Below are 23,330 nucleotides of genomic sequence, written 5' to 3'. Positions count from 1 at the left end.
AACCGGTGAGCGTGAAGCGCCGCCCGCACCCGGCGGTTTCGACGCCTCATCGTGGTCAGGAAGGACCTGGGGGCTACGCCCCGAACCCCGTAGCGGTGGCCCCGGACCGTCAGGTCCGGGGCCACCTTTTCCTTCTTTTCCGGCTGAGCTGAAACGTCTCGGGCGCGGCGGGATTCGGCGTGGCGGGGACGCGGGGCCAACGGTGTCGGGGGTTAACGCCATACTGCTAGGCGTGTATTCGGGCATCGGTGACCATGGCGAGCGGGCCGCGTTTCTGGACGCGCGGGCGCTGATCGGGTGCCGGCACCGGCTGCTTCTGGACGCCACCCACCCGGAGGTGCTGCACGGAGTTGCCGAGGACGCCGGCGTGCAGCAGCGGCGGGAGGCGGCGGCCGCACACCGGTTGAATGTGCGAGACACGCTGGTGGGGGCGGATCCGGACAAGTGGGTGGTGATCACGCCCGGACTGCCCGCGAGGGAGCGCGCGGCGGCGACCATGGCCGCCATGGAGTCGGGTGTGGAGCGGATCTGGGGCGGGCTGCTGCCGCAGGAGACCGATACCGGCCGGCGCGGCGGATGCGAGATCCTGTGGCGGGATACCGACCGGGGCGGATACATCCCCGTGGTCGTGGTCAACCACAAGGTCACCGATCCCCGGCAGCCCGACCCGGCGGACTACCACCCGCTGACCACCGGCATGTACGAGTGGAATCCGAAGCCGGACAAGCACGTCCGCACCCGCCCGCAACCGCGCGATCAGCAACGCCTCGCGCACCTGTACCGCATGTTGCAGCGGCACGGGCAAGCCAGCCCGGCCCTGACCGGCGGCGCCATCGGCTACCACTTCGACCGCATTCTGGTGCACGACCTCGGCCCCGTTCTGGACGATTACGACCGCCGCTACGCCGACCGCATCGCCGTGGTGCGCGGGGAACTCCCCACCATCCCGTCCAAGGTCCCCGAATGCCGCCAATGCCCGTGGTGGACACGCGCTCCCGAGGAGGGCGGCCAGAGCTGCGAGAAGTGGCTGATCGCCCACCGCGACGTCAGCCTGGTCGCCCCGGGCGCGCGCGGAGGTGCTGCGCCGGCACGGCGTGGAGACCATCGACGAGCTGGCCGCCTGGTCCGGCGACGACCCGGACGACTGGCATTTCGAACCCTTCACCGAAACCGTGGTGACCGCCCGCGCCTGGGCCACCGGCGCCCCGCTGGTCCGCCGCGTCGAGCACATCCGCGTGCAGCGCGCCGACGTCGAGGTGGACGTGGACCTGGAGAGCTACCAGGAGTACGGCGCCTACCTGTGGGGCACCCTGCTGGACGGCGTCTATCGCGGCTTCGTCACCTGGGACCCGCTGCCCACCGAGGACGAGGGCCGCTCCTTCGCCGAGTTCTGGACCTGGCTCATGGAGGTGCGCGCGCAGGCCGCCGCGGACGGCAAAACCTTTGCCGCCTACTGCTATTCCCGCACCGCCGAGGACAAGTGGCTCTACGAGTCGGCCCGCCGCTTCGCCGGTCAGCCCGGCATCCCCACCGAGAAGCAGATCCAGCAGTTCGTCGACGGCCCGCAATGGGTCGATATGTTCCAGGCGGTCTCGGACCAGTTCATCTGCCCGAACGGCAAGGGCCTGAAGAAGATCGCCCCGGTCGCCGGTTTCCACTGGCGCGACCCGGAGGCCGGGGGAGAGGCCAGTATGGCCTGGTACCGCTTGGCCGTCGCCTACGACGGCGGCGACCCCGACCTGTCCCAGCGCACCCGCATCCTCGAGTACAACGAGGACGATGTGCTGGCCACGAAGGCATTACGGGAGTGGATGTCCGATCGCGCCGATGCCGAGGTTCCCTCCATCGCCGAGTTCGCCCGTCGTAATATCGCGTCGTGACCGAACACATCGAACACCTGGAGTTTCAGGCCGAGACCCATCAGCTCCTGGAGCTGATGATTCACTCGGTGTATTCGAACAAGGACACGTTCCTTCGCGAACTCATCTCGAACGCCTCCGACGCGCTGGACAAGCTGCGCCTGGAGTCGTTCCGCGACAAGGACCTGTCCGCCGACATCTCCGATCTGCACATCGAGCTCGAGGTCGATCGCGACAATCGGGTGCTGACCGTGCGCGACAACGGCATCGGCATGTCGCGCGCCGAAGTGGTGGATCTGATCGGCACGCTGGCCAAATCGGGCACCGCCCAATTGCGCAAGCAGCTGCTGGAGACCAAGCCGGATCAGGCGGCCGAGGAGCTCATCGGCCAGTTCGGCATCGGCTTCTACTCGACCTTCATGGTGGCCGACAAGGTCGCCCTGACCACCCGTAAAGCCGGCGAAACCACCGGCACCCGTTGGGAATCTGAGGCGGGCAGCCCCACCTATTCGATCGAGGAACTCGAAGAGGCCCCGCAGGGCACCACGGTGACCCTGCACCTCAAGCCCGCCGACGAGGACGATCACCTCTTCGACTACACGCAGGAGTGGAAGCTCCGCGAAATCGTCAAGAAGTACTCCGATTTCATCGCCTGGCCGATCCGCATGGACGTGACCCGCACGGTCATGGACGGCGAGGGCGAGGACAAGGTCGAGAAGGAACTCACCGAGACCCAGACCCTCAACTCTCAGAAGGCGCTGTGGACGCGCCCCAAGTCCGAGGTGTCGGACGAGGAGTACAAGGAGTTCTACAAGCACGTCTCGCACGCCTGGGACGATCCGCTCGAGATCATCCCGATGAAGGCCGAGGGCACCTTCGAATACCAAGCGCTGCTGTTCATTCCGTCGCACGCGCCGTTCGACCTGTTCGCCCGCGAGCACAAGCGCGGCGTGCAGCTCTACGTGCGCCGGGTGTTCATCATGGACAACTGCGAAGAGCTGATGCCGGAGTACCTGCGCTTCGTCAAGGGCGTGGTGGACGCGCAGGACCTCTCGCTCAATGTCTCGCGCGAGATCCTGCAACAGGACCGCCAGATCCGGATGATCCGCAAGCGCCTGGTCAAGAAGGTGCTCTCCACGGTCAAGGATTTGAAGAACGCCGAGGATCAGGCCAAGTACCAGTCGTTCTGGTCGGAGTTCGGCCGGGTGCTCAAGGAGGGCCTGCTCTCCGATCCCGACAATCGCGAATCCATCCTGGCCGTCTCGTCCTTCGCCTCCACCAATTCCGAGTCCGAGCTGACCACGCTCGCGGAGTACGTGGAGCGGATGAAGGAGGGCCAGCAGGGGATCTACTACCTGACCGGCGAATCGCGGCAGCAGATCGAGAACTCCCCGCACATGGAGGCGTTCAAGGCCAAGGGTCTCGAGGTGCTGGTGCTGACCGATCCGGTCGACGAGATGTGGGTCGGCTCGGTCACCGAGTTCGAGGGCAAGCCGATCCAGTCCATCGCCAAGGGTGAGATCGACCTGGAGACCGAGGACGAGAAGCAGGCGTCGGAGCAGCTGCGCGAGCAGCAGGAGAAGGATTTCGCCGACGTCCTGGGCTGGTTGCGGACGACCCTCGACGCGGACGTCAAAGAGGTGCGCCTGACCAACCGGCTCACCACCTCCCCGGCCTGCATCGTCGGCGACGTCTTCGATTTCACCCCGATGCTGGAGCGCATGTACCGCGCCTCCGGGCAGGATCTGCCGCACAGCAAGCGCATCCTCGAGCTGAACCCGGATCACCCGCTGGTGACCGGTCTGCGCGATGCGTACGCGGGTGTGAAGGACGCCGAGGAGAAGCCCGCCGAACTGGGTGAGACCGCCGAATTGCTCTACGGCACAGCGGTTCTCGCCGAGGGCGGCGAACTGAAGGATCCGGCGCACTTCGCCCGCATCCTGGCCGATCGCCTGACTCGCACGCTCTGACCGAACCGACCGCCCGCCTTCGCCAGCTGCGCGAAGGCGGGTTTCGGTCATGCCTGACGTGGCGCAAATGTGACGTCCAACATGCTCGCGTCATCCCGGGAACTGTTCCGCGATGCGTACGTTGTACGTCTTGGTCGTAAGTTTTACGTGTTCGTGTTTTTCAGCATGTCGCCTTCTGATCGACCCGGTCACCGCAACCTGTGGGTGACCACGCACCAAAAGAAACACCTCGTCAGGAGAAGGTAATGGTTCAGGGCACCGTCAAGTGGTTCAACGCGGAGAAGGGCTACGGCTTCATCGCCCGCGAAGACGGCCCCGACGTATTCGTCCACTACTCGGAGATCGAGGGCAACGGATACCGTCAGCTCGAGGAAGGCCAGTCGGTCTCCTTCGAGATCACCGAGGGCAAGAAGGGTCCGCAGGCAGCGGCCGTCCAGCCCCACTGAGACCGGTCCGTCGCGCACCTGAAGGCGCGCGCCGCCCCGCTTCGAAATAACAAAACCCGCACCGGCAACGGCGCGGGTTTTGTCGTATTCAGAGGTTTGGGGACCGGGGGCTGGCCCCCGGATTCCCCCTTCCCGCAGGGGGTTTGGGGGTGAAACCCCCAAAACCAAGCGTTAGCGCGGGGCCATGCGGAGGGCGCCGTCCATGCGGATGGTCTCGCCGTTCAGGTAGTCGTGCTCGGTGATGTACTGCGCCAGCTGGGCGTACTCGTCCGGGCGGCCCAGGCGGGACGGGAAGGGGACGCCGGCCTCGAGGCCCTTGCGGTACTCCTCGGTGACACCGGCCAGCATCGGGGTGTCGATGATGCCGGGGGCGATGGTGTTCACGCGAATACCGAACTGCGCCAGGTCGCGAGCGGCCGGAATGGTCATACCGGCGACGCCGCCCTTGGACGCGGAGTAGGCGATCTGCCCGATCTGGCCTTCGAACGCCGCCACGGAAGCGGTGTTGATGACCACGCCGCGCTGCCCGTACTCGTCGACCGGCTCGGTCTTGGCGATGGCGTCGGCGGCCAGGCGCATCACGTTGAAGGATCCGAGCAGGTTCACGGTGATCACGGTCCGGAACAGCTCGAGGTCGTGTGGCCCGTTCTTGGACAGGATGCGTCCCGCCCAGCCCACGCCCGCGCAGTTGACGACGATGCGCAGCGGCACACCGGATTCCACGACCTTGGCGACCGCGGCGGCCACCTCGTCACTGCTGGTGACGTCGGTCGGGATGAGGGTGACGCCGGCGGGGACGTTGTCGCCCGCACGCTCGATCGACTGTGCCAGGTCCAGGCCGAAGACGGTGGCGCCGGCATCGGCGAAGCGCTTGGCGGTGGCCGCACCCAGTCCGGAAGCGCCTCCGGTGACAATGGCGGCGGAGCCCGAAATCTCCACGGTGTTGGTCCTCTCGAACGTGGACGGCCCTCTCACTGGCCCTCCGTCAATAAGCACGATATCCGGATCGATCATGATGCCCGCGCGGGGTCCGCGGAAGACGACCATCGAGTTTGCGAACAAGAGTGTTCGCCTAGTGGTACCGTCATCACATGAACGCCAGCACGGCCGAACGTCCGCGCCGTGGTCTCTTCCGCCCGGCCCCCCAGGTCGCCGGGAAGCGAATCCTGATCACCGGCGCCGCCCGCGGCATCGGCGCGGCCCTGGCCCGCCAACTGCACGCGCACGGCGCGCGCGTCGCCCTGCTCGGCATCGAGGAAGCCCTGCTCGCCGAGACCGCCACCGAATGCGGCGACGCCCCCTGGCGGTACTGCGACATCGGCGACCCGGCGCAGGTGGAGCGCGCGGTGCAATCCCTGGTCACCGAATTGGGCGGCCTGGACGCGGTCGTCGTCAACGCCGGCATCGCCCGCCAGCTCGCCCTGCTCTCCGGTGATCCCGAGGTGCTCGAGCAGACCCTCACCGTGAACGTGCTCGGCGCGTACTACACGATGCGCGCCGCCGGCCCGCACATCGCGCACCCGAACGGCTATGTGCTGCTGGTGTCTTCGCTGGCCGCGGCCGTGCACCTACCCTTGGCCGGGGCCTACAGCGCGTCCAAAGCGGCGGTCGAGGCCCTCGGCCAAACCCTGCGAATCGAGCTGCGCCACACCGGCGCCCGCGTCGGTCTCGCCTACTTCGCCGAACTCGATACCGAGATGACCAGCCGCGGCTTCGGGACCGAGGCCGCCCGCAGCATTCTCGGCCAGGCCCAGGGCGGCGGCGTCAGCAGCGTCTCCGGCATCGCCCCGCTCGGCCCGGCCATCGACGCCATGCAGCGGGCCCTGGCCCGGCGTTCGCGCCGGGTGGTCTCCCCGTACTGGGTCGGCACCGTACTGTGGTGGCGACCACTCGCCCAGCGCGTGATCGAGTACACGCTGCGGCATGGTGTCGCCTCGGGATTGGCCATCGCCGACACCGAAGCGACGCGATACACCACCGATCAACCGGCCAGGCCCCGCAGAATGGGAAAGATCGCCTGAACGTTCCTTCGGCACAACGGAGTTCACCGCATGCCCGAATCGGCAACCACCGTCGGCCGGCTGCCCCGCGGCCGGCACGGACTACCGCGTGAAACCGTGGTCGCCGCTCAGCGCGACCGCATCCTGCTCGCCCTGGCGGAGGCGATGGCCGAAAACGGTTATGTCGGAACGCCGGTCGCCGCGGTCATCAAACGCGCCGGAGTTTCACGGGAAACCTTCTACGAGCAATTCCGTTCCAAGGAGGATTGTTTCGAGGCCGCCTTCGAGCGGGCCGCGGAGCTCATGCTGACCGGCATCTTCGCCGCCACCGGCGTGGGCTTCGAGGGCGAGACGCCGGCCGAGCGCATCGAACGCGTCCTCGGTTCCTACCTCGACGCCGTCGCCTCGCAACCCGCCTACGCCCGGCTGTTCCTGGTCGAGGTGTACGCGGTCGGCCCGGATGCCATCGCGCGCCGGGCCTCGCTCCAGGAAGCGTTCTCGGCCATGGTGGCCGACATTCTCGGCGCGGACACCGAGGATCAGCTCTTCGCCTGCCAGACCCTGGTCGCCGCCATGAGCGCCATGGTCACCGCGCGTATCGCGGCCGGTGACGTGGACGGTCTGCGCGCGCTGCGGAGACCGCTACTGGGCCTGGTGGGGCGCAGCCGCGATCTCTTCGGCAACGTCCCGCTCGGCGACTGAGGTCCCGGCCCGGCGGCGCAGCGCCAGCAGAATCGCAGCCGCGAGCGCGGGCAGCCCGGCGGCGAGCACCGCGGCGATCGGGGTGCTCACGCCCGTCGCGAAGGCTTCCAGCAGAGTGAGCGCGCCGAAGTACAGGAACAGCAGACCCGAGCAGATCGCGATGAAGCGTTCCGGAATGTGCTTGCCGACCGTCACCCCGACCAGAATGGCGAGCCCACCGGCCGCGACCATGCCCGCGACGGAACCGATCCACACCGCGACCCAGCCGTTCTTGGTGGCCAGGGCCATGGTGGCGAACATGGTGCGGTCGCCGAGCGCGGCAAGCAGGAAGGCCGAGAGCACGACCAGGAACGCCGACCGCGACTTGGGCTGCGGTGCGGGGGTTTCGTCATCCGCCCCGCCGGAACCGGGCAGCGTCTCGCGCAGCGTCCACAGGCCCACGCCGATGAGAGTGGCCGCGGCGCACAGGGAAATGAGTTCGGTGGGCAGGGCCGCCCCGAGGAAATGACCGACTCCGACCGCGATCAGGTTGACCAGCACGCTCGCCGCGGTGATCGCGCTCAGCACCACCCACCAGCGGTAGCGCAGCGCGAAGGTCAATGCCATGAGCTGGGATTTGTCTCCCAGTTCGGCGAGAAAGAGCACGCCGAAGCTCAGCAATATCGTGGCGATCATGAAGGTCAGCTCCCAGGTCTCCGGCCTGTCGGCTGAAATGCGGGGGCGCTTCAGCCGACACCGCACCGGTAAAACGGTTTGGTTTTCGTTCGGCCGAAGGTCTCGCCCACCGGAACTCCGGTTCACACAGCCGGATCCGAGCTGGACCAGTATGTCGACTGCGCGATTGCGGGCTACTCCCCTTCGCTGCCCGCCATGCTACCCCGGCAAATCCGGCGCGCGCAAACCCGTGTCCTCGAAATCGCAATGCGCGCAATAAGTTTGGTTGCGCTGCCGCGAGGTTTCGGGAACCCTTACGCGGCCAGCAGCATAGCCAGAACCGCGGTGTCGGGATCGCTGATCGGATCGACCCCCACCCGCGAAACCATCGAGGTGACGGTGCCGTCGCTGTCGGTCTCGACCCAGGCGGCGCGATGCTCCAAGCCCAGATGGGGGAGTCCCGGCAGCAGCAGGCATCCGGACGCCGCACCCGAACATTCGGGTAGCGAAGGCCGCGTCTCGCGCGGCGGATGCAACATGATCAAGGCCGGTGGCACATGTCCGGCAAACTGCCCGGGCCGCAAGCCCTCCTCGCCCAGCACGGTCCCCTCCGCGATCACCAGGCCCACCATCCCCGGGTCCGGATCATCCGGCAGCTCCTCGCGCGCCCCGAAAACCGTCGAGGTCGGCAGCAATCCCGGCAGGCTGGCCACGCGCACCGCCAGCACCAGCACCTGCGCCCATTCCTTGGTCGAATCGGGCCACCGGCCCGAGATGACGAATCCGCATAGCGACCCGCGCGAATGAAACGGCATGATGCCGATCTGCTCGCTCATCGCGTGCCTCCCGATCGATCCGGGGCCGCTTTGCCCATCCATTTGTAGGACCATCAGGTTGTACCGAGAACGAACTGGCACACAAGTACCAAAGACTGCTAGCAGTCGGCCCCCTGAAATGCGAAAAGCCCGCAGACCGAAATCGGTCTGCGGGCCTTTGCGCACGTGACAACTGATTTCGTGCGGCGGGGGTAACCCGTCGGGCACGCCCGAAATCGGGTTGGCACCCGACCGCCGGCACGCGTTGCCATCAGCCAACGGCTCTCAGCCGGGCGCTAGTCCCGGAGAGGCGGATCAGAAGATGAGGCCCTTGCCCTGCTGGGTGGCGCGGGCGAAGCGGTCCTGCACCTCGGCCCAGTTCACGACGTTCCAGAACGCCTTGACGTAGTCGGCCTTCACGTTCTTGTACTGGAGGTAGAAGGCGTGCTCCCACATGTCCAGGCCGAGCAGCGGGATGATGCCGAGCGGCACGTTGCCCTGCTGGTCGGTGAGCTGGAAGGTGAGCAGCTTCTCGCCGAGGGTGTCCCAGCCCAGCCAGGCCCAGCCGGAACCCTGGAGCCCGTTGGCCGCGGCGGAGAACTGCGCGACGAACTTGTCGAACGAACCGAACTGGTTGTCGATGGCGGCCTCGAGCTCGCCGACCGGCTTGTCGCCACCGTCCTTGGAGAGGCTCTTCCACCAGATCGAGTGGTTGACGTGGCCGCCCAGGTGGAAGGCCAGGTTCTTCTCGTTCAGGAAGATGGCGGCGTGGTCGCCGGCCTCGCGGGCGGCTTCCAGCTTCTCGACGGCGGCATTCGCGCCGGCGACATAGGCGGCGTGGTGCTTGGTGTGGTGGATCTCGTTGATCTGCCCGGAGATGAAAGGCTCCAGGGCGCTGTAGTCGTAATCCAGTTCCGGCAGCGTGTACTCAGCCACGATGTCCCTTCCTCAGTGTCGGGGCTGTGTGCCTCGATATATGTCGAGCGCACCCAACCATCATTCGTACACCCGCTCGGGTGCAACCGGGTCGTTCGCCCCCACATTCCGGTCCGGGACGGATCGTCTCGAGGAGTGGACAGCCCGACTGAGTTCGGTCTACAGCGGCGGCACGATATTCGGCCGCATGGTGCGCGGATCGCCCGCGTCGTGCGCTTTCCACCAGCGCACCCCGCCCGCGATGAACTCCTCGAGCGGAATCTCGTTGCTCTGCTTGTCGGTGATGGTCAACCCGTCGAACCACACCCGCACATCGAGTTCGCGCGGATCGATGCCCTCCTCCTGGGAGAACTCCAGCATGTGCGAGGCGGGGCCATCGCCGATCGTGGTGTCGAAGCTGAGCAGCTTGCGCCACTGATTCCAGGCGTTGTCGTCCAGGTCGATGAATTCCCACCCGTGCAATGCGCCGCCGCCGAAACTGTTGACCGCGTCGTGCAATCCCTCGAGTTCCAAGGGCAGCACGACCGGTTCCAGGTCGTCCCAGCGCTGTCGCCGCAGCGAGGCGGCCACCCGGCTGACGCCGGTGAGCACCAGGTAGACGTCGCAGTCGTCCGGCGGCGGGCCGTCGGCCGGGAGGGTGAGGACGTCGAGTTCCAGCCGTAGGGTCGCGGCCACCGGGTCGACGTCGATCCCGAGGCAGGTCGCCTCGGACAGCGCGGTGCTGAGTCCGGTGATATCCAGTCCGTCGAGTAGCCCCCTGCTCACAGTCATAGCGCCAGGCTACCGATACGGCCAGGCCGGGCCTAGGATTTCCGTTTTTCGGTAGTGTTGTCGTTTTTTTCGGATCCGAACGGAACCACGGCGTCACCGGGCGCGTCAGAGTAGGTGAGGGCCGGGTAGGCGGTCCTCGGAACGGGCGGTCGCTCCGGAACGTGGAGGGGACTTCCGGATCGGCCGACCGGACATTTCAGACGAGTCTGAAGCTGTGGATCAGGTTGTGGATTATGTGGATAACTGCTGTCCGGCCATGCACAGGACACCGATAGCACTGCACGACACCCCCGCCCGCGTGGCAGGATCGAAACCGTGACGATGCCCCATGTCCCCTCGGTGCCGATCGATGCCGTCCCGGCCGAGTTCGACACGCCCGAGCCGTGGGCAGGCGCCGAACCCCTGCCCGCCCAGCTCCTGGATGTCCGTGAGGATGACGAATGGCAGCTCGGCCACGCGCCGGGCGCGCTGCACATCCCGCTCGTCGATGTGCCCGCCCGGATCGGCGAACTGGATATCGACGCCCAGATCTACGTGATCTGCCGGCAGGGCGGCCGCTCCATCACCGCGGTGCAGTACCTGGAACAACTCGGCTACGAAGCCGTGCACGTCAACGGCGGCATGGTGGCCTGGCAGCAGACCGGGCGCCCGCTCACCGGCGACGCCGACGAGCCCAAGATCTACTGATGACGACGAACCACCGATGACAGGGGGACGAGTGGCCGACACGCGATCCGCGGTCGTACAGCCGTGCGCCCGCTGCGGCGCCCGCTGGGCCGTGCAGGGCAAACCGCTGCACTGGTGTCCCCGCTGCCACGGTGTCCTGCTCTCACCCGCGCCCGTGGACGCCCCCGCCGAACGGCGCAACTACCGCTGGGTGGCGCGCGTCCCCGGCCGCCGGAGCCATCCGGCGGGCGGGGCGCGCCGGACGGTGAGCCGGGAGACGCCGCGCTACACCACGATTCCGCGCTGGGGACTGCGCGATCGTCCCGTCACGCCGGCCCCGGAGCCCCGGAACGCGCTGTCGCCGTTCGTCGATCGCCTGCACAGCCTGCTGTACGCGACCGTCGCGCTGTTCGTGCTCGCGGCGCTCGCCGAGCTGGGCCGGTACGGCGTGCTGCTGCGCAATCGCACCCGGCTGATCCAGCCCGCGCTGCTGTGGGCCTCGGATATCGCCGTCTACGTCACTTCCCTGCTGTCGCTGGTGTTCGCGCTGGCCACCGCTGTCGCCCTGGTCGGCTGGCTGGTGCGGACCCGCGCCACGCTCTACGCCGCGCGGGGGCAACGGGATCCGCGCTCGCCGCGCGCCCTCGCCCTCGGCTGTCTGATCCCCGGCGTGAACCTGGTCTTCCCCGGCGTCTTCCTCAGCGAGGCCGCCCGCCTGCGCGGCCTCGACGCCGATGTCGTCCCCGCGCGCTCCGGCGGAGCAGGAGCCGGGGTGGCCGGTCGCGCGCGTCCGGGCGCGTCGGCGGTCGGACGGTCCGGCGCCGAAGGCATTGCGGCGGAACCGGTCGCGGATCCCCGCCTGCTGCGCGCCGTGCGGATCTGGTGGGGCGCCTGGGTTCTCGACGCGCTGCTGGTCGTGGTCACGCAGCTGTACCGATTCGCGGATTCGTTGCAGGTCAAGGCCGATGGCGTACTGGCCGCCATGTGGACCGATCTGGCCGCGGCCGGGGTGGCGGTGCTGACGCTGTGGCTGGTGCGCGCCTTCGCCGGACAGGATCTGCGCGGGCGGCCCACCACGGTCACCCGCTGGCTGCCCGCGACCGCCCCGGCGCAGCCGGTCATCGAACCGGTGCAGCCCGCCGAACGTGGTACGGCTGCCGCCGGACGCGCGCCCGGCGCCGCCGTCGGGAATGATGAGGCCACCGCATCCGATTCGGAATCCGGCGTCGCCGATACCGAGGGGGCGGCGGAGTCCGAACATGAGGAGGTATTGGCGAAGTGAGCCGGGTCAGTCGCGCGCCGTTCGTGGTCGCGCACCGGGGGGCGTCGGCGGCGCGACCCGAACACACCCTCGCCGCATACGAACTCGCCTTGCAGGAGGGCGCCGACGGCGTCGAATGCGATGTCCGGCTGACCAAGGACGGGGTGCTGGTGTGCGTGCACGACCGCACCGTCGATCGCACCTCCAACGGGATCGGCGCGGTCAGCGAGATGACCCTGGACGAGTTGAAGGCCCTGAACTTCGGGACCGACGGCGAGCCCGCCGAGGTGCTGACGCTCGCCGAGCTCATCGAACTGGTCCTGGATTGGAAGAGCCGCCCCACCAAGCTCTTCATCGAGACCAAGCATCCGGTGCGCTACGGCGCCCAGGTGGAAACCACACTGCTGGAACAACTTCAGCATTACGGCATCGCCGCCCCCGCCTCCGCCGACCATTCCCGCGCCGTCGTCATCTCCTTCGCCGCCACCGCGGTCTGGCGTATTCGCCGTGCGGCCCCGCTGCTGCCGACCGTCCTGCTCGGCGAATCCTCCCTCTACCTCTCCGGCGGCGCGGCCACCACGGTCGGCGCGACCGCCATCGGCCCCTCGGTCCGTACCCTTCGTGAACACCCCGACCTGGTGGACAAGGCCGCCGCCGCCGGCCGCGCCACCTACGTCTGGACCGTCGACGACGCCGAAGACGTCCGCCTCTGCGCCGATCTCGGCGTCAGCTGGATCGCGACCAACCACCCGGGCCGCACCAAGAACCGGCTCCCGGTCGGGTAAACCCGCAGGCCGCACCGGCTTTCGTGGCCCCAACCCGTCGCGTGGATGCCGGGGCCGCGTTCTCCGTGGTTCGGGGGCCCGCCCCCGAATTCTCTTGTCCCTCGCGGGGTCCGGGGCGAAGCCCCACGGTGATCGCCGGTCGGTGGCAACGGACCCTGTAGGTTTGCCTCTCATGGGTAAGAGCAAGCGCAACAGTCCGAAGCCGGACAGTAACCGGGCGCAGAAGCTGGCCGCGCGCAAGGCCGCACAGGAGCAGGCCGCGCAGACCGTCACCCGCCCGTTCGAGGGCTTGGCCGCGGAATGCGATCTGGTCGCGCTCCGCGAGTTCGTCCCGTCGGCCACCGCCACGCTGAAGCTGTCGCCGAGCGTCGGCGCCGAGCGCGCGGTCACCCTCGCCACGGTGCTGCCGGGTGCGGTGGCCGCGCTGGTACGGGCTGGGGACGAGCCGGTCGGTTTCGTCGGCACGCAGGTGCAGCACCAGTCCGCGAATCCGGCCGCCGATCTGGCGAGCGCCATTCTGTGGACCCAGGCCGCCGAGCCGGGCGAGTCCCTGAACGCCGCGAATGTGGATGGGGCCCCGAGCCTTTCGGAGGTGCTGGACGCGGGTGCGGGCCTGGACCTGACCGTGCACCAGGACTTCAACTGGTGGGTCCCGGACGGCGTCACCCCGGACCCGCAGGTGGCCGCCACCATCGAGCAGGCCAATCAGGCGATCATGCCGTCGGCGCGACTGGAGCTGGGCGCGGACGCCGTCGGCGCGGCCTGGTGGGTGGATGCCGGCGAGAAGGCGCACGTGCGCTGGGTGCGCCCGGAGGACGAGGATCAGCTGATGCTGGCGCTGGCGCGCCTGCACGCGGCCGGTGACCTGCACCTGGGCGAGGGTTCGCGGTTCGCGGGTTCGTTCCGCACGCACGGCCTGCTGGTCCCGGTCTTCGATCTGGATCCCGAGCGGCACGCCACCGAGTGGGAGGCTCCGGCGCGCGAGTTCGGCGCCAAGCTGGCGGCCGCCCTGAAGTCGGACACCCCGCTCTCCTCGGATGAGCGCCGGTCGCGCGACGGCCTGCGTTCGCGGCAGGTCACCCTGCGCTGATCCGCGGCCTCCGATCGGGGGCCGAGCCGGTCGCTGCGGGCCGTTCACCGGTGGTTTCGAACCGTCGGCGGACGGCCCGAAGATTTTCCCGGGTTATTTTTTGAAAAACACTCATTTCGGTCCGCGTGTCGCGTTAAGTTCTCTTCACCCGAGAGGATCGGGGCAAGGTGAGGGAAAGCCTTACCGAAGTTAGATGAGGAGAAAATCATGGATGCCATTCTCACCCTGCTCAAGGGCCTGGTCTCTACCCTGTCCGCCAGCATCTCCGCCAAGTGAGCAGCATTCGCTCATAACATGCGTAATGGGCCCGATCCAGCGCAAGGGATCGGGCCCATTCGTATTTCTCCGGTCGGTTAGAGCGAGCCGCCCGCGGCGGACGGCGAACCGGAAGCATCCTTGGGGGAACTCATTTCCCGCGAGACGTAATTCTCCAGATCGAACAGGTTGGCGCTGGCCCGCTCGGCGACGGTCAGCAGGGTGCGCATGGTGGCGACCTCCTCGACCTGCTCCTTCAGGAACCACTGCATGAACTGCTCGCCCTGGTAATCGCCTTCTTCCCGGGCGGTACGGGCGAGTGCGACGATCTGCTCGGTGACCGTCTCCTCCTGCGCCAGGGCCAATGCGATCGGCTCCTTGGCATTCTCGAATTGGGACTTCGCGGCATCCACGTTCGGGATCTCCACGCCGAAATCCTGATCCAGCAGGTACTGCGCGATCATCATCGCGTGATTGCGCTCTTCGACGGCCTGCTTGTAGAAGTACTTGGCGAGCACCGGCAGATCCGCGTGGTCATACCAGGTCGCAATCGCGATGTACTGGTGTTCGGCATTGAATTCATTGCGGATCTGGTCTTGCAGCAAACCATGGAACTTGCTGCGCTTGGTTTGATTACGGATGGCCATGGGAGAAGACATTAGCCCTGGTCATACCGCGTGTCATCCAAGTGCAGCCTTATTGAGCCCAGCCTTATTGAGGCAAGTATTGCCTAATTTCAGCTAATTCGGGACCGTGGTGATCAGGTCGGCCGGGATCTGCTTGTCCGCCGCCAGCGCCTCGAAGAACTGGCTCGCCTTGGTCTTGTCCCACAGCAGCACATTGCCGCTGCCGTCGACGTCGGTGAACCCGCCGATCGGCACCGTCGTCGCCACCGGATCGCCGCTCAGCGCCCGCCCCAGTGAGACCAGATTCCACACGTGCGCACCGTTGTCGACCTTCAACGCTGCGGTCGAATCGGCCACCAGCGGCCAGGCGCGGAAGGGATTCAGCAGGGTGGACGGGCTCGCGGCCTTCTTCAGTAGCGCGCTGAGGAACTTGCGCTGGTTCAGCATGCGCTGGATATCAGCGGTCGGCGTGGCCCGGCTGCGCACGAACCCGAGCGCTTCCTTACCGCTCAGCGTCTGACATCCGGCTTGCAGGTCGATACCCGCCAGCGGATCGTTGATGGCCTGGTCCAGGCACATATCGATACCGCCCACCGCGTCGACGATGCCCGCGAAACCACCGAAACCGATCTGCGCGTAATGATCGATGCGCAATCCGGTCGCGCCCTCCACGGTCTGCACCAGCAATTGCGGGCCGCCGAAGGCGAAAGAGGCGTTGAGCTTGTCCTTTCCGTGGCCGGGAATGCTCACGTAGGAATCGCGCGGCAGGCTGACCAGCGTCGGCTTCCCCGATTCCGGGACGTGCACCAGGATGATGGTGTCGGTCCGTTCCGACCCGACCTCACCGCCGGTGGCCAGCTCCTGCTCCTGCTCGGTCGAGAGCCCGGAGCGGCTGTCGGAACCGACCAGCAGCCAATTCGTGCCGGGCGTGTCGGCGGGGCGTCCGGAGTAACTGGTGAGCGCGTCGATCCGCGTCAGATGGGTCTCCACATAGATCGCCGCGCCGATCGGCAGCAGCAGAATCAGCAGCAGCAACACCAGGATCCAGCGGAACCAATGCCGTTTGCGCTTGGGTCGTTTCGGGCGCGGGGCATTGTTGTCACCGCCCCCGCGCTTGGCCGGTCGGGAAGGCGGCGGCGGGGGAGGGGATTCACGATAGGGGACCGGTCGCTGCGTCGGCGCGTGCGTGACGCCCGCGCTCTCGCGCCGCGGTGAATTCCCGTACGCGGGGGGCGGACCCTGATCGTCCTGCCGCATCTTCCTGGTCGGCTCGGGTCGCCGCGGCTGCTGTCGTTGCGGCGGAACCGCATTCGAGCGCTGCTGCGGACCGGCGTTCGAACGCGGCGGCGGGGCCGGATTACCGCGCGGCGGGGGCGCGGCGTTGCCGCGTTGCGGGGGTACGGCATTGGGCCGCTGCGGCCGCCCGGGCTGCGCGGGCGGCGGATTGCCGGTCGAGCGCGCGGGCCCGCCGGGATATCCGCGCTGTGGTTGCGCGGGATTTGCTCGTGGTTGCCGGGGTGGCACCGGAGGCTCGCCCGGCCGTCTCGGCGGCGGCTCCCGGCGCATCCGTGCAAACTGCTGGGGGTCGTCGCCGTTCATCAAGGAAAGCCTACTGATGGAAGCGCTCGAGCGGTTCATTCCAATCGCATTACGGCCGCCGGAGTTCGGTGAGCGTGACCGGGATTACGGCAGCCAGGACACGTGACCGCGCAGCGCGGCGTATCCGAGGTAGGCGATGGTGTCGATCAGCGCGTGCGCCAGCAGCAGCGGCCACAGTCGATTGCTGCGCTGCCAATAGCGTCCGAACACCAACCCCATCACCAGATTTCCGAGCCCGCCGCCGATGCCCTGATACAGGTGATAGCTGCCCCGCAGCAGCGCCGATGCCAGCAGCGATCGGTTCTCCGACCAGCCCAGCGCGCGCAGCCGGGTGATCAGATAGGCGACGACCAGCACTTCCTCGGCCGCGGAATTCGCCCAGGCGTTCAGCACCAGCATCGGCAGCCGCCACCAATGCTCCAGCGAGCCGGGCACAATCGTGACGCTCACGCCCAGCGCGTGCGCGATCAGGTAGAGGCAGAGTCCCGGGATGCCGATCACCGCGGCCAAAACCAGGCCGGGCAGTACATCGGATCGCCATCGGGGCCGGGCCAATCCGATCAGCCGCGGCCCGATCCCGCTGCGCCACAACAGGTAAAGCCCGAGCGCCGCCCACCCCAGCAGCCGCCCCACGCTCAACAGCTGAAACAGCAGGTCCAGCAAGGATTGCGCGGCCCGCGACGGATTCAACGCGACCGTCTGCCCGCCCACTCCGCCCGGTGAGAGCGCGCTCTCGATCAGCGAAAGCAGCGCATTGGCCCCGCTCAATCCGAACGTGACGACCAGTACCACCGCGATCTCGACCCGTATGGCCCGCAATTCCGCCTCCCCGAGTATTCAGCGGGCAGCCGAGTGCCGCGAGACTTGTCGATCCGTGCCTGCGTTATGCGATGGGTTGGGTTTCGGGCGTACCCGACGAGTTACCCCGACAGTCGCGAGATCAGTTGTAGCGTTTCATTCGCGATCATGAGGTTAGCGGGTGCTGTGCAATCCGCGCTGGAAGGGATTGCCCGCCAAGGTCTGTACCGCCCGGCTCAGCGATTCGACATCATCGGCGGGCGCGTGGAACGGCAGCCGGATGTCGTGATCACGGTCGACGGCCTCGACCCGCAGCGTCACCCCATACCGGTCGATGGCCAGCGGATGCACCAGCGCACCCCGGCGCATGGCGGTCGGCAGATGCCGCGCCAGCCGGTCGATGACATCGGCGTGGTCGGCGTGCAGATGCTGCAACCAGGCTGCCTCCATGCCGCAGAACGGATCGGGCCGGGCCGCCCGGAGTTGTTCGCGCGTCACCGAATCCGCGCCGGCGGTATCGGCGACCACCGCGGAGTCGATGACCAGCCGCATCAGCACCGAGGTGTGCCCGACATCCAGCAGGTTCGGATGCGGATGATCCTCGGCGACCGCGGTGGCCAGCGCCCGTTGCGCATGCGCCGGAACCGCGTGCACCCATCCGCGCAGCCAGACCAGCGCCCGCACCGGTTCCCGCAGCGGCAGCGGCGCGTTGTCGGTCAGCTCCAGCACGGCGGGTGATCCGGTGGTGCCGCACCGATCCACCAGCATGGCGGCGGTGGTCTCGGCGGGCACGGCGATGACCATGTCCCCGCACAGCCGCAGCCGATGCACCGAGGTGGGCACCGGATCCAGCCCCGGCAGGGCCAGCACCGAACTCTCGGCGTGGCTGCACGCACTGTGCACGCGCTCGGCGGTAGTGGGTGAGGCAACCGGAGCAGCCGCGGGTGGCATACACACCTCCATCATGAATTAGGTAAACCTAAGCTAAGTGACGCAGGTCGCCCGCGCAACCCGTACCCCGCTCCGAATCGACCCGCTCGCTACCGTGAACGAGTGCCGCACGATCTGCCCCCCGCGCCCGAACCGGTCGCGCTCTCCCTCTCCATGCCGCCCGCCCCCGCCCGCGGCCTCACCCAGGACCTGGTCCGCCCGATCGCGGCGACCCCCGGAACCGAAGTCCTCGACCTGACCGCCGGCGACGAGGCGATCTCCGAGTTCCTGGTCCGAATCGCCCACGCCGACACCGGTTTCGTCGCCCGCACCGATTCCGGCGACCGCGCCATCGCCATCGTCGCCGCGACCGTCGCCGCACTCTGCGGCGAAGACATCCGCGCCGCCCTCACCGCACCGGATATCGCCTTCCTGAAGGGCCTGAAGCCGCCCGCGGTCGAGGCTTTCCGCAGCGTTCTGCTCGCCATCGAATCCGACGATCCGGCCGTGGCCACCGCACTCACCGCCCTCGCCTGACCCCGGTCCCGGTGCTGTCGGACATCCGAGGTGGCGGCTGATTTCGTGAGGTTCGGGGTAACTCGCCGGGTACGACCGAACCTTTCGGCACCGGACGTGACTACGGGTCAGGAACGTCGACGGCACTTTGCTGCCGGCTAAGTATCCGGGGAGGCGGAACAGGACAGTAATGTCGTTAGCGTGCCGCGCATCGCCTACTTCGGGCCGTCCGGAACCTTCACGGAGATGGCCCTCGCGAAATTGGAGTCCACCGGACTATTCGGTGGGCCGGTCGAGCGTGTCCCGGCTCCGAGTCAAGGGGCGGCGATCGAGTTGGTGCGGGCCGGGGAGGTCGAAGCGGCGGTAGTGCCGATCGAGAGCTCCGTCGAAGGGTCGATCGCGCCGACCCTCGATGCGCTGGCCGTCGGGCCGCGGTTGCAGATCATCGCCGAGGCCGAACTGGATGTGGCGTTCACGATCGTCGGGCGGCCGGGGATCATGCTGAGCGAGGTGCGGCGGGTCGCGGCGTATCCCGTTGCGGCGGCGCAGGTGCGGATGTGGCTGGCGCATCGGATGCCGCAGGCCGAGATGTACACATCCGCTTCGAATGCCGCCGCCGCCGACGATGTCGTCGCCGGGCACGCGGATGCCGCTGTCTCCACGCTGCTGGCGGGGGAGCGGCGGGGGCTGGCGGTGCTGGCTTCCGGTGTGGCCGACCATGATCGGGCCATCACCCGGTTCGTGCTGGTGACCACGCCGCGACCGGCGCCGAAGCGCACGGGCGCGGATCGGACCTCCATCGTGCTGGAGCTGGCCAACGAGCCGGGCTCGCTGATGCGCGCGTTCGCCGAATTCGCCACCCGCGGTATCGATCTCACGCGCATCGAGTCGCGGCCCACCCGCACCGGGATGGGCACCTATCGCTTCTATCTGGACTGCGTCGGGCATATCGACGATGCCGCGGTCGCCGAGGCGCTGAAAGCCCTGCACCGCACCGCCGCCCGGATTCGCTACCTGGGTTCCTGGCCGGCGACCTCGGCCACCGGAACCCCGCCGCCGCCCGACGAACCGGCGGCGGTCTGGCTGACCGACCTCAAGAAGGGGGTGGCTGACCTGTGACCGGCAAATTGATTCTGGTGCGGCACGGTGAGACCGAAGGCAATGTGGCCAAGATCCTGGACACCCGGCTCCCGGGGCTGCCGCTCACCGAACGCGGTGTGGCGCAGGCGAAAACGTTCGGATCGAATCTGATCGCACCGCCGCAGCGGCTGTTCTCGTCGGAGGCATTGCGGGCGCGGCAAACTGGCAGCTACATCGAAGCGGCGACGGGCGTGCCGCTGGTGCCGCTCGAAGGATTGCAGGAAGTGCAGCTCGGCGATCTGGAAGGGCTGAACACCCGCGAGGCGCACGAGACGTTCCAGGACATCTATCACGCATGGCATTTCGATGATCTGAGCATGCGGGTGCCCGGCGGTGAATCGGGCCGCGAGGTGCTGGACCGTTACGTGCCCACGCTGGAACAGATTCGCGCCGACTACCTGACCGATCCGGATGCGCCGGATGTCATCCTGGTCAGCCACGGCGCGGCCATGCGCCTGGTGTCGCGCGAATTGACCGGTGTGCCGCGAAGTTTCGCCGCCAACAATCACCTCGACAACACCGAGACGATCGAACTGCTGCCCGCCGCGAACGGCACCTGGGAATGCACCCGCTGGGGCCGCTACCTCCCGCCGTTCGGCGACGATATCGCCCCCACCGGCGACGACCCCATGGGCTGACACCCCCGTCATTACGGCGCGCTTTCGGCCGGAATCCACACGGTTCGAAGCGAAGTCGGCGTGTGGATCCCGGCTAAAAGCATGCCGGGATGACCTCGGGGGTGATCAGCGCGGATTCGCGCCGGGGAACTCGGAACGCAGCGGTAGCGAGTTGATCAGGTCTTGGAGCGCCGTCCGCAAACGGCCCGGCGTCCCGCTGGCCAGCGCGGTCCACTTGGTGCCGTCGTCCGCGCGACTGGCGATGGCCAGCAGCCGGCCGTGGCGGGTGTTGAACACGGCGACGTGATTGTCGGTGACCTCGCGCGCGCCGTCACCGTAGACGACCCCGACGATCTCGGCGTGCGAATGCACCTGTACCAGCGCGGCGGCCAGCGTCTGCGCGTCACGGGCCGGATTGCCCACACGCGCAAGTTGATTCGCGGTGGTGGTGACATCCCCGGCATTGTCGAAGATCGGCGCCAAGTCTTCGGTGGGCGCGTTCATGCCGCCGATCTCGAGCGGATCCGCCGGACCGAGCGCCGCCATCAGCGTGCCCGGCAGATCATGCCCGGCTTCGTCGAGCATGTACGAGTCCGCCCCGCGCAGCACGACCACCTCGAAGTCGTCACCCTTGGCGATACAACCGCGATTGACCTGCCCGTCCACGTACCAGCGCAGTGCGACGACCCAGTGCGGCCGGTTCAGCACCCGCAGCCGCTCGGCCAATTCCGGATGCACTTCGCCGCCGTCGAGCAATTCGCGTTCGGTGAGCGACGCGGCGGCAGCGGCCATCGCCGCGTCGTGGTCGGCCGCATTGTCGTAGCGCCCCATGGCATTCAGCACCACGGGAAGTTCGTCGATCCCCAATGTCTCCTGGAGATACTGCAATTCGTCGAGTGCGAGCGTCACCGCCCGCAGCTGGGCCGGACCGCGGCCCGCACCCAGCACCGTCACCGCTGATCCGCCGGATCGCCGCCGATCACCGCGGGCGCGATGGCCCGGCCGTCGGCGAAGTGCTCGACCGACCGCCCGTACCCGTTGCCGTTGTGCGTCTCGTCCTCGTCCTCGGCCTGCGCGCCCAGCAATGGACTGCCGGAACCCGCGTTCCGCACCGGCGCGACGCCATTGTTCGCCGCCGCCGCGACCGGTTCCGCGACGGGCGCGACCGGCGCGGAAGTCGTCGCGCCGCCACCGATCGCGGCGCCCGCACCCCAGCCCTCGGGCAATTTCAAAGTGCCGCCACCGTTTCCGATGCTCACCCCGCCGCTCCCGAAGGACGCCGCACGGGTGCCGACCGCAGCCGCGCCACCGGCCGCGACGCTCGCGCCCGCCGTCATCGGCAGCTGCGTCGCGCCGCCGGTGGAAGTTTGCGTCACCGCATTGGTGATCGCCGTGACCGCACTGCTCGCCACATTGCCGACACTGGTCGCGCCCGTGGTGACCACGGTCCCGGCCACCTGCCCGGCCTGCGAGAGCGCACTCATCACGGCCGGATTGTTGGCCAGCGCGGTAGCGGCCGTCATGGCCATCTGAATCGGATCCCCGCCGCCGGTGCCGAACGCGTCACCGCCGTCGGCCGAACCCGCGCCCATGGCGATGGGCGGCGGCATCAGGAACTGTCCCGGCGTGCTGACCATGAAAGTGGTTGCGGCCTCGTAGGTCTCCATGACGAGCGCGGCCCGGATATCGAGGGCCAGCTTGGCCGCCTCGGCCGCTTCGGCGGTCCCGTTGAGCGCGCCACCGGTGGAGTGCGCGGCCACCCGCGCCGTCTCGACCAGTGCGATCTCCGGCAGGCTCGGCATGGCGATCGAGGCCACGGTGTAGGCGGTGGCGTTGAAGGCGGCCTTGCCCGCCATCACCGCGGCCATCACGCCCTGCTGTTCGGCCCAGAGATTGAAACCGGTGAGCCGCCCCAGCACATTGAGTCCGTTGATGCCCTGCAAGCCGACACCCAGTTCGGCCATGACCCGGGCGACGGTCGCGGTGGCATCCACCCAGGCGGCGGTGAGCACGCCCCACGAACTGCCGGCGGCGGCGATCGGAATCGCGTGCGCGCCCGCGTTCAGCGAGACGGAGTTCAGTTCGGCCATGCGGGGCAGCCAGAACACCCCGGTGATTCCCAGCGTCATTCGAGTGTTCCCCTCTACACCTGGATGGCGGCGACGCCGACGGCCCGCACCGCGTCCTGCGCGATGTACTGCGCGAGCTGACTGCGCAGCGTGGCGGCGGCGTGATGCAGTTCGAGAATGCCCTGCGCGACGGCTCGGTCATGGCTCAGCGCCGCGTTGTTGAAATGCCCGGCGGCCAGGAAAGACACCTCTTCGGTGCCCGAGGGCAGCACATGGGTGGCGGGTCCGGCGAAGGTCGAGGCGGCGGCCAGTCTTTCGGCGAGCAGATCCAGCTCCAAGGCGGCGGCGAGAATGACCTCCGCCTGTACGTGCACGTGGCCGACCATGCTCGGACTCCCTTCGGCGCTTCCCCCGATAACGCGGTCAGCTAATTTCCAGCTGCCGCGGACTTCAGCCCCATCCCAGCTGATGAAGGCGGTCGTCGTCAATCCCGAAATAGTGCGCTATTTCGTGAATCACTGTGATTGCCACCTCCTCCACCACTTCTTCTTCGCTGCGACACATCTCCAGGATGGCTTCGCGATAGATGGTGATGGTGTCCGGCAAGGCCCCGGCATAGTGGCTGTAGTCCCGGTCGGTGAGGGCGATCCCGTGATAGAGCCCGAGCAGGTGCGGGTCCTCTTCACTGCGGGGCTCGATGAGAACCACCACATTGTCGATGGCCCGCGCCAGCTCCGGCGGAATCAGGTCGAGCGATTCCCCGACCAGCTGCTCGAAGCGGTCGTCGGACATGGAGACCGGCATGCCTATCCGTTCCGCCGCGCC

Annotated in this window: 25 protein-coding genes and 1 pseudogene; 12 read left to right on the top strand and 14 right to left on the bottom strand. The window is 67.9% G+C overall.

Annotation, left to right across the window (positions count from 1 at the left end; genetic code table 11):
• Window positions 1-226 precede the first annotated feature (226 nt).
• Window positions 227-400, bottom strand: coding sequence for a hypothetical protein (locus tag NI1_RS39555; RefSeq protein WP_245663423.1), 174 nt, complete (start codon window positions 398-400; stop codon window positions 227-229).
• Here NI1_RS39555 and NI1_RS26840 point away from each other — a divergent pair.
• The 3 genes and pseudogenes from NI1_RS26840 to NI1_RS26830 all read left to right on the top strand — a co-directional run bounded on the left by NI1_RS26840 (window position 317) and on the right by NI1_RS26830 (window position 4,275).
• Window positions 317-1,880: pseudogene (locus NI1_RS26840) on the top strand (TM0106 family RecB-like putative nuclease). The gene NI1_RS39555 and the pseudogene NI1_RS26840 overlap by 84 nt on opposite strands.
• Window positions 1,877-3,829: a molecular chaperone HtpG gene (gene htpG / locus NI1_RS26835; protein WP_067825935.1), complete on the top strand. Its 1,953-nt coding sequence runs from the start codon at window positions 1,877-1,879 to the stop codon at window positions 3,827-3,829. The pseudogene NI1_RS26840 and the gene htpG overlap by 4 nt, the downstream one beginning before the upstream one ends.
• A gap of 245 nt (window positions 3,830-4,074) precedes the next feature.
• Entirely contained in the window at window positions 4,075-4,275 is a 201-nt protein-coding gene (locus NI1_RS26830) for a cold-shock protein (RefSeq protein WP_067825933.1), read from the top strand.
• Window positions 4,276-4,446: 171 nt separating this feature from the next.
• Here NI1_RS26830 and NI1_RS26825 read toward each other — a convergent pair whose 3' ends face one another.
• Window positions 4,447-5,214, bottom strand: a complete 768-nt coding sequence (locus NI1_RS26825; RefSeq protein ID WP_067826053.1) for an SDR family NAD(P)-dependent oxidoreductase — start codon at window positions 5,212-5,214, stop codon at window positions 4,447-4,449.
• Between the two features lie 152 nt (window positions 5,215-5,366).
• Here NI1_RS26825 and NI1_RS26820 point away from each other — a divergent pair, with 152 nt between their 5' ends.
• Window positions 5,367-6,296, top strand: a complete 930-nt coding sequence (locus NI1_RS26820; RefSeq protein ID WP_067825932.1) for an SDR family NAD(P)-dependent oxidoreductase — start codon at window positions 5,367-5,369, stop codon at window positions 6,294-6,296.
• Between the two features lie 30 nt (window positions 6,297-6,326).
• Complete coding sequence (locus tag NI1_RS26815; protein ID WP_067825930.1) at window positions 6,327-6,977, top strand: TetR/AcrR family transcriptional regulator; 651 nt, start codon at window positions 6,327-6,329, stop codon at window positions 6,975-6,977.
• Here the strand turns inward: NI1_RS26815 and NI1_RS26810 are convergent.
• The 4 genes from NI1_RS26810 to NI1_RS26795 form a co-directional block, all read right to left on the bottom strand.
• Complete coding sequence (locus tag NI1_RS26810) at window positions 6,918-7,652, bottom strand: TMEM165/GDT1 family protein (RefSeq protein WP_067825929.1); 735 nt, start codon at window positions 7,650-7,652, stop codon at window positions 6,918-6,920. The genes NI1_RS26815 and NI1_RS26810 overlap by 60 nt on opposite strands.
• A 293-nt stretch (window positions 7,653-7,945) precedes the next feature.
• Window positions 7,946-8,467, bottom strand: a complete 522-nt coding sequence (locus tag NI1_RS26805; RefSeq protein WP_067825927.1) for a peptidase — start codon at window positions 8,465-8,467, stop codon at window positions 7,946-7,948.
• A gap of 294 nt (window positions 8,468-8,761) precedes the next feature.
• The gene (locus NI1_RS26800; protein ID WP_067825925.1) at window positions 8,762-9,382 is read right to left on the bottom strand and encodes a superoxide dismutase; all 621 of its coding nucleotides are present in this window, start codon (window positions 9,380-9,382) and stop codon (window positions 8,762-8,764) included.
• 159 nt (window positions 9,383-9,541) lie between these two features.
• Window positions 9,542-10,153 (bottom strand): hypothetical protein, encoded by a 612-nt coding sequence (locus NI1_RS26795; RefSeq protein WP_067825922.1) that lies wholly within the window; start codon window positions 10,151-10,153, stop codon window positions 9,542-9,544.
• Between the two features lie 321 nt (window positions 10,154-10,474).
• Here NI1_RS26795 and NI1_RS26790 point away from each other — a divergent pair, with 321 nt between their 5' ends.
• From NI1_RS26790 to NI1_RS26775, 4 genes are all read left to right on the top strand, one after another.
• Window positions 10,475-10,840, top strand: coding sequence for a rhodanese-like domain-containing protein (locus NI1_RS26790; protein WP_067825920.1), 366 nt, complete (start codon window positions 10,475-10,477; stop codon window positions 10,838-10,840).
• Window positions 10,841-10,871: 31 nt separating this feature from the next.
• A complete protein-coding gene (locus NI1_RS38185; protein ID WP_067825918.1) occupies window positions 10,872-12,101 on the top strand; it encodes a DUF4328 domain-containing protein in 1,230 nt (409 codons plus the stop codon).
• A complete protein-coding gene (locus NI1_RS26780; RefSeq protein WP_067825916.1) occupies window positions 12,098-12,865 on the top strand; it encodes a glycerophosphodiester phosphodiesterase in 768 nt (255 codons plus the stop codon). The genes NI1_RS38185 and NI1_RS26780 overlap by 4 nt, the downstream gene beginning before the upstream one ends.
• Window positions 12,866-13,037: 172 nt before the next feature.
• Entirely contained in the window at window positions 13,038-13,955 is a 918-nt protein-coding gene (locus NI1_RS26775) for a DUF5926 family protein (RefSeq protein WP_067825914.1), read from the top strand.
• A gap of 353 nt (window positions 13,956-14,308) precedes the next feature.
• Here NI1_RS26775 and NI1_RS26770 read toward each other — a convergent pair whose 3' ends face one another.
• The 4 genes from NI1_RS26770 to NI1_RS26755 all read right to left on the bottom strand — a co-directional run bounded on the left by NI1_RS26770 (window position 14,309) and on the right by NI1_RS26755 (window position 18,184).
• Window positions 14,309-14,857 (bottom strand): ferritin, encoded by a 549-nt coding sequence (locus NI1_RS26770; RefSeq protein WP_067825912.1) that lies wholly within the window; start codon window positions 14,855-14,857, stop codon window positions 14,309-14,311.
• Window positions 14,858-14,950: 93 nt separating this feature from the next.
• Window positions 14,951-16,435: an LCP family protein gene (locus tag NI1_RS37460; RefSeq protein WP_084523746.1), complete on the bottom strand. Its 1,485-nt coding sequence runs from the start codon at window positions 16,433-16,435 to the stop codon at window positions 14,951-14,953.
• 84 nt (window positions 16,436-16,519) lie between these two features.
• A complete protein-coding gene (locus NI1_RS26760; protein WP_067825910.1) occupies window positions 16,520-17,272 on the bottom strand; it encodes a CPBP family intramembrane glutamic endopeptidase in 753 nt (250 codons plus the stop codon).
• A 135-nt stretch (window positions 17,273-17,407) separates the two neighbouring features.
• A complete protein-coding gene (locus NI1_RS26755) occupies window positions 17,408-18,184 on the bottom strand; it encodes a DUF2470 domain-containing protein (protein ID WP_067826049.1) in 777 nt (258 codons plus the stop codon).
• A 102-nt stretch (window positions 18,185-18,286) separates the two neighbouring features.
• On the opposite strand from NI1_RS26755, the gene NI1_RS26750 reads away from it, so the two are divergent.
• The 3 genes from NI1_RS26750 (at window position 18,287) to NI1_RS26740 (ending at window position 20,457) form a co-directional block, all read left to right on the top strand.
• The gene (locus NI1_RS26750; RefSeq protein WP_067825908.1) at window positions 18,287-18,700 is read left to right on the top strand and encodes a hypothetical protein; all 414 of its coding nucleotides are present in this window, start codon (window positions 18,287-18,289) and stop codon (window positions 18,698-18,700) included.
• 180 nt (window positions 18,701-18,880) lie between these two features.
• A complete protein-coding gene (gene pheA / locus NI1_RS26745; protein WP_067825907.1) occupies window positions 18,881-19,798 on the top strand; it encodes a prephenate dehydratase in 918 nt (305 codons plus the stop codon).
• Window positions 19,795-20,457: a histidine phosphatase family protein gene (locus NI1_RS26740; RefSeq protein WP_067825905.1), complete on the top strand. Its 663-nt coding sequence runs from the start codon at window positions 19,795-19,797 to the stop codon at window positions 20,455-20,457. Before pheA ends, NI1_RS26740 begins: the two co-directional genes overlap by 4 nt.
• A 105-nt stretch (window positions 20,458-20,562) precedes the next feature.
• Here NI1_RS26740 and NI1_RS26735 read toward each other — a convergent pair whose 3' ends face one another.
• The 4 genes from NI1_RS26735 to NI1_RS26720 form a co-directional block, all read right to left on the bottom strand.
• Window positions 20,563-21,390, bottom strand: a complete 828-nt coding sequence (locus NI1_RS26735; RefSeq protein ID WP_067825904.1) for an ESX secretion-associated protein EspG — start codon at window positions 21,388-21,390, stop codon at window positions 20,563-20,565.
• The gene (locus NI1_RS26730; RefSeq protein WP_067825902.1) at window positions 21,387-22,565 is read right to left on the bottom strand and encodes a PPE domain-containing protein; all 1,179 of its coding nucleotides are present in this window, start codon (window positions 22,563-22,565) and stop codon (window positions 21,387-21,389) included. The genes NI1_RS26735 and NI1_RS26730 overlap by 4 nt, the downstream gene beginning before the upstream one ends.
• Before the next feature lie 14 nt (window positions 22,566-22,579).
• A complete protein-coding gene (locus NI1_RS26725) occupies window positions 22,580-22,891 on the bottom strand; it encodes a PE family protein (protein ID WP_067825901.1) in 312 nt (103 codons plus the stop codon).
• A 64-nt stretch (window positions 22,892-22,955) separates the two neighbouring features.
• A complete protein-coding gene (locus NI1_RS26720) occupies window positions 22,956-23,309 on the bottom strand; it encodes a metallopeptidase family protein (protein ID WP_067825899.1) in 354 nt (117 codons plus the stop codon).
• Window positions 23,310-23,330: the final 21 nt, after the last annotated feature.

This window comes from Nocardia inohanensis NBRC 100128, from assembly GCF_001612945.1.
GTDB classification, from domain to species: domain Bacteria; phylum Actinomycetota; class Actinomycetes; order Mycobacteriales; family Mycobacteriaceae; genus Nocardia; species Nocardia inohanensis.
The sequence above is the reverse complement of the archived record's forward strand: the minus strand, read 5'-3'. Positions and strand labels throughout refer to the sequence as shown.

Bases quoted from the DNA above. Each gene is read 5' to 3' on its own strand.
- NI1_RS26830 (WP_067825933.1), top strand. From the start codon at position 4,075: ATGGTTCAGGGCACCGTCAAGTGGTTCAACGCGGAGAAGGGCTACGGC.
- NI1_RS26820 (WP_067825932.1), top strand. From the start codon at position 5,367: ATGAACGCCAGCACGGCCGAACGTCCGCGCCGTGGTCTCTTCCGCCCG.
- NI1_RS26815 (WP_067825930.1), top strand. From the start codon at position 6,327: ATGCCCGAATCGGCAACCACCGTCGGCCGGCTGCCCCGCGGCCGGCAC.
- NI1_RS26810 (WP_067825929.1), bottom strand. From the start codon at position 7,652: ATGATCGCCACGATATTGCTGAGCTTCGGCGTGCTCTTTCTCGCCGAA.
- NI1_RS26805 (WP_067825927.1), bottom strand. From the start codon at position 8,467: ATGAGCGAGCAGATCGGCATCATGCCGTTTCATTCGCGCGGGTCGCTA.
- NI1_RS26795 (WP_067825922.1), bottom strand. From the start codon at position 10,153: ATGACTGTGAGCAGGGGGCTACTCGACGGACTGGATATCACCGGACTC.
- NI1_RS26790 (WP_067825920.1), top strand. From the start codon at position 10,475: ATGCCCCATGTCCCCTCGGTGCCGATCGATGCCGTCCCGGCCGAGTTC.
- NI1_RS26775 (WP_067825914.1), top strand. From the start codon at position 13,038: ATGGGTAAGAGCAAGCGCAACAGTCCGAAGCCGGACAGTAACCGGGCG.
- NI1_RS26770 (WP_067825912.1), bottom strand. From the start codon at position 14,857: ATGGCCATCCGTAATCAAACCAAGCGCAGCAAGTTCCATGGTTTGCTG.
- NI1_RS37460 (WP_084523746.1), bottom strand. From the start codon at position 16,435: ATGAACGGCGACGACCCCCAGCAGTTTGCACGGATGCGCCGGGAGCCG.
- NI1_RS26755 (WP_067826049.1), bottom strand. From the start codon at position 18,184: ATGCCACCCGCGGCTGCTCCGGTTGCCTCACCCACTACCGCCGAGCGC.
- NI1_RS26730 (WP_067825902.1), bottom strand. From the start codon at position 22,565: ATGACGCTGGGAATCACCGGGGTGTTCTGGCTGCCCCGCATGGCCGAA.
- NI1_RS26725 (WP_067825901.1), bottom strand. From the start codon at position 22,891: ATGGTCGGCCACGTGCACGTACAGGCGGAGGTCATTCTCGCCGCCGCC.
- NI1_RS26720 (WP_067825899.1), bottom strand. From the start codon at position 23,309: ATGCCGGTCTCCATGTCCGACGACCGCTTCGAGCAGCTGGTCGGGGAA.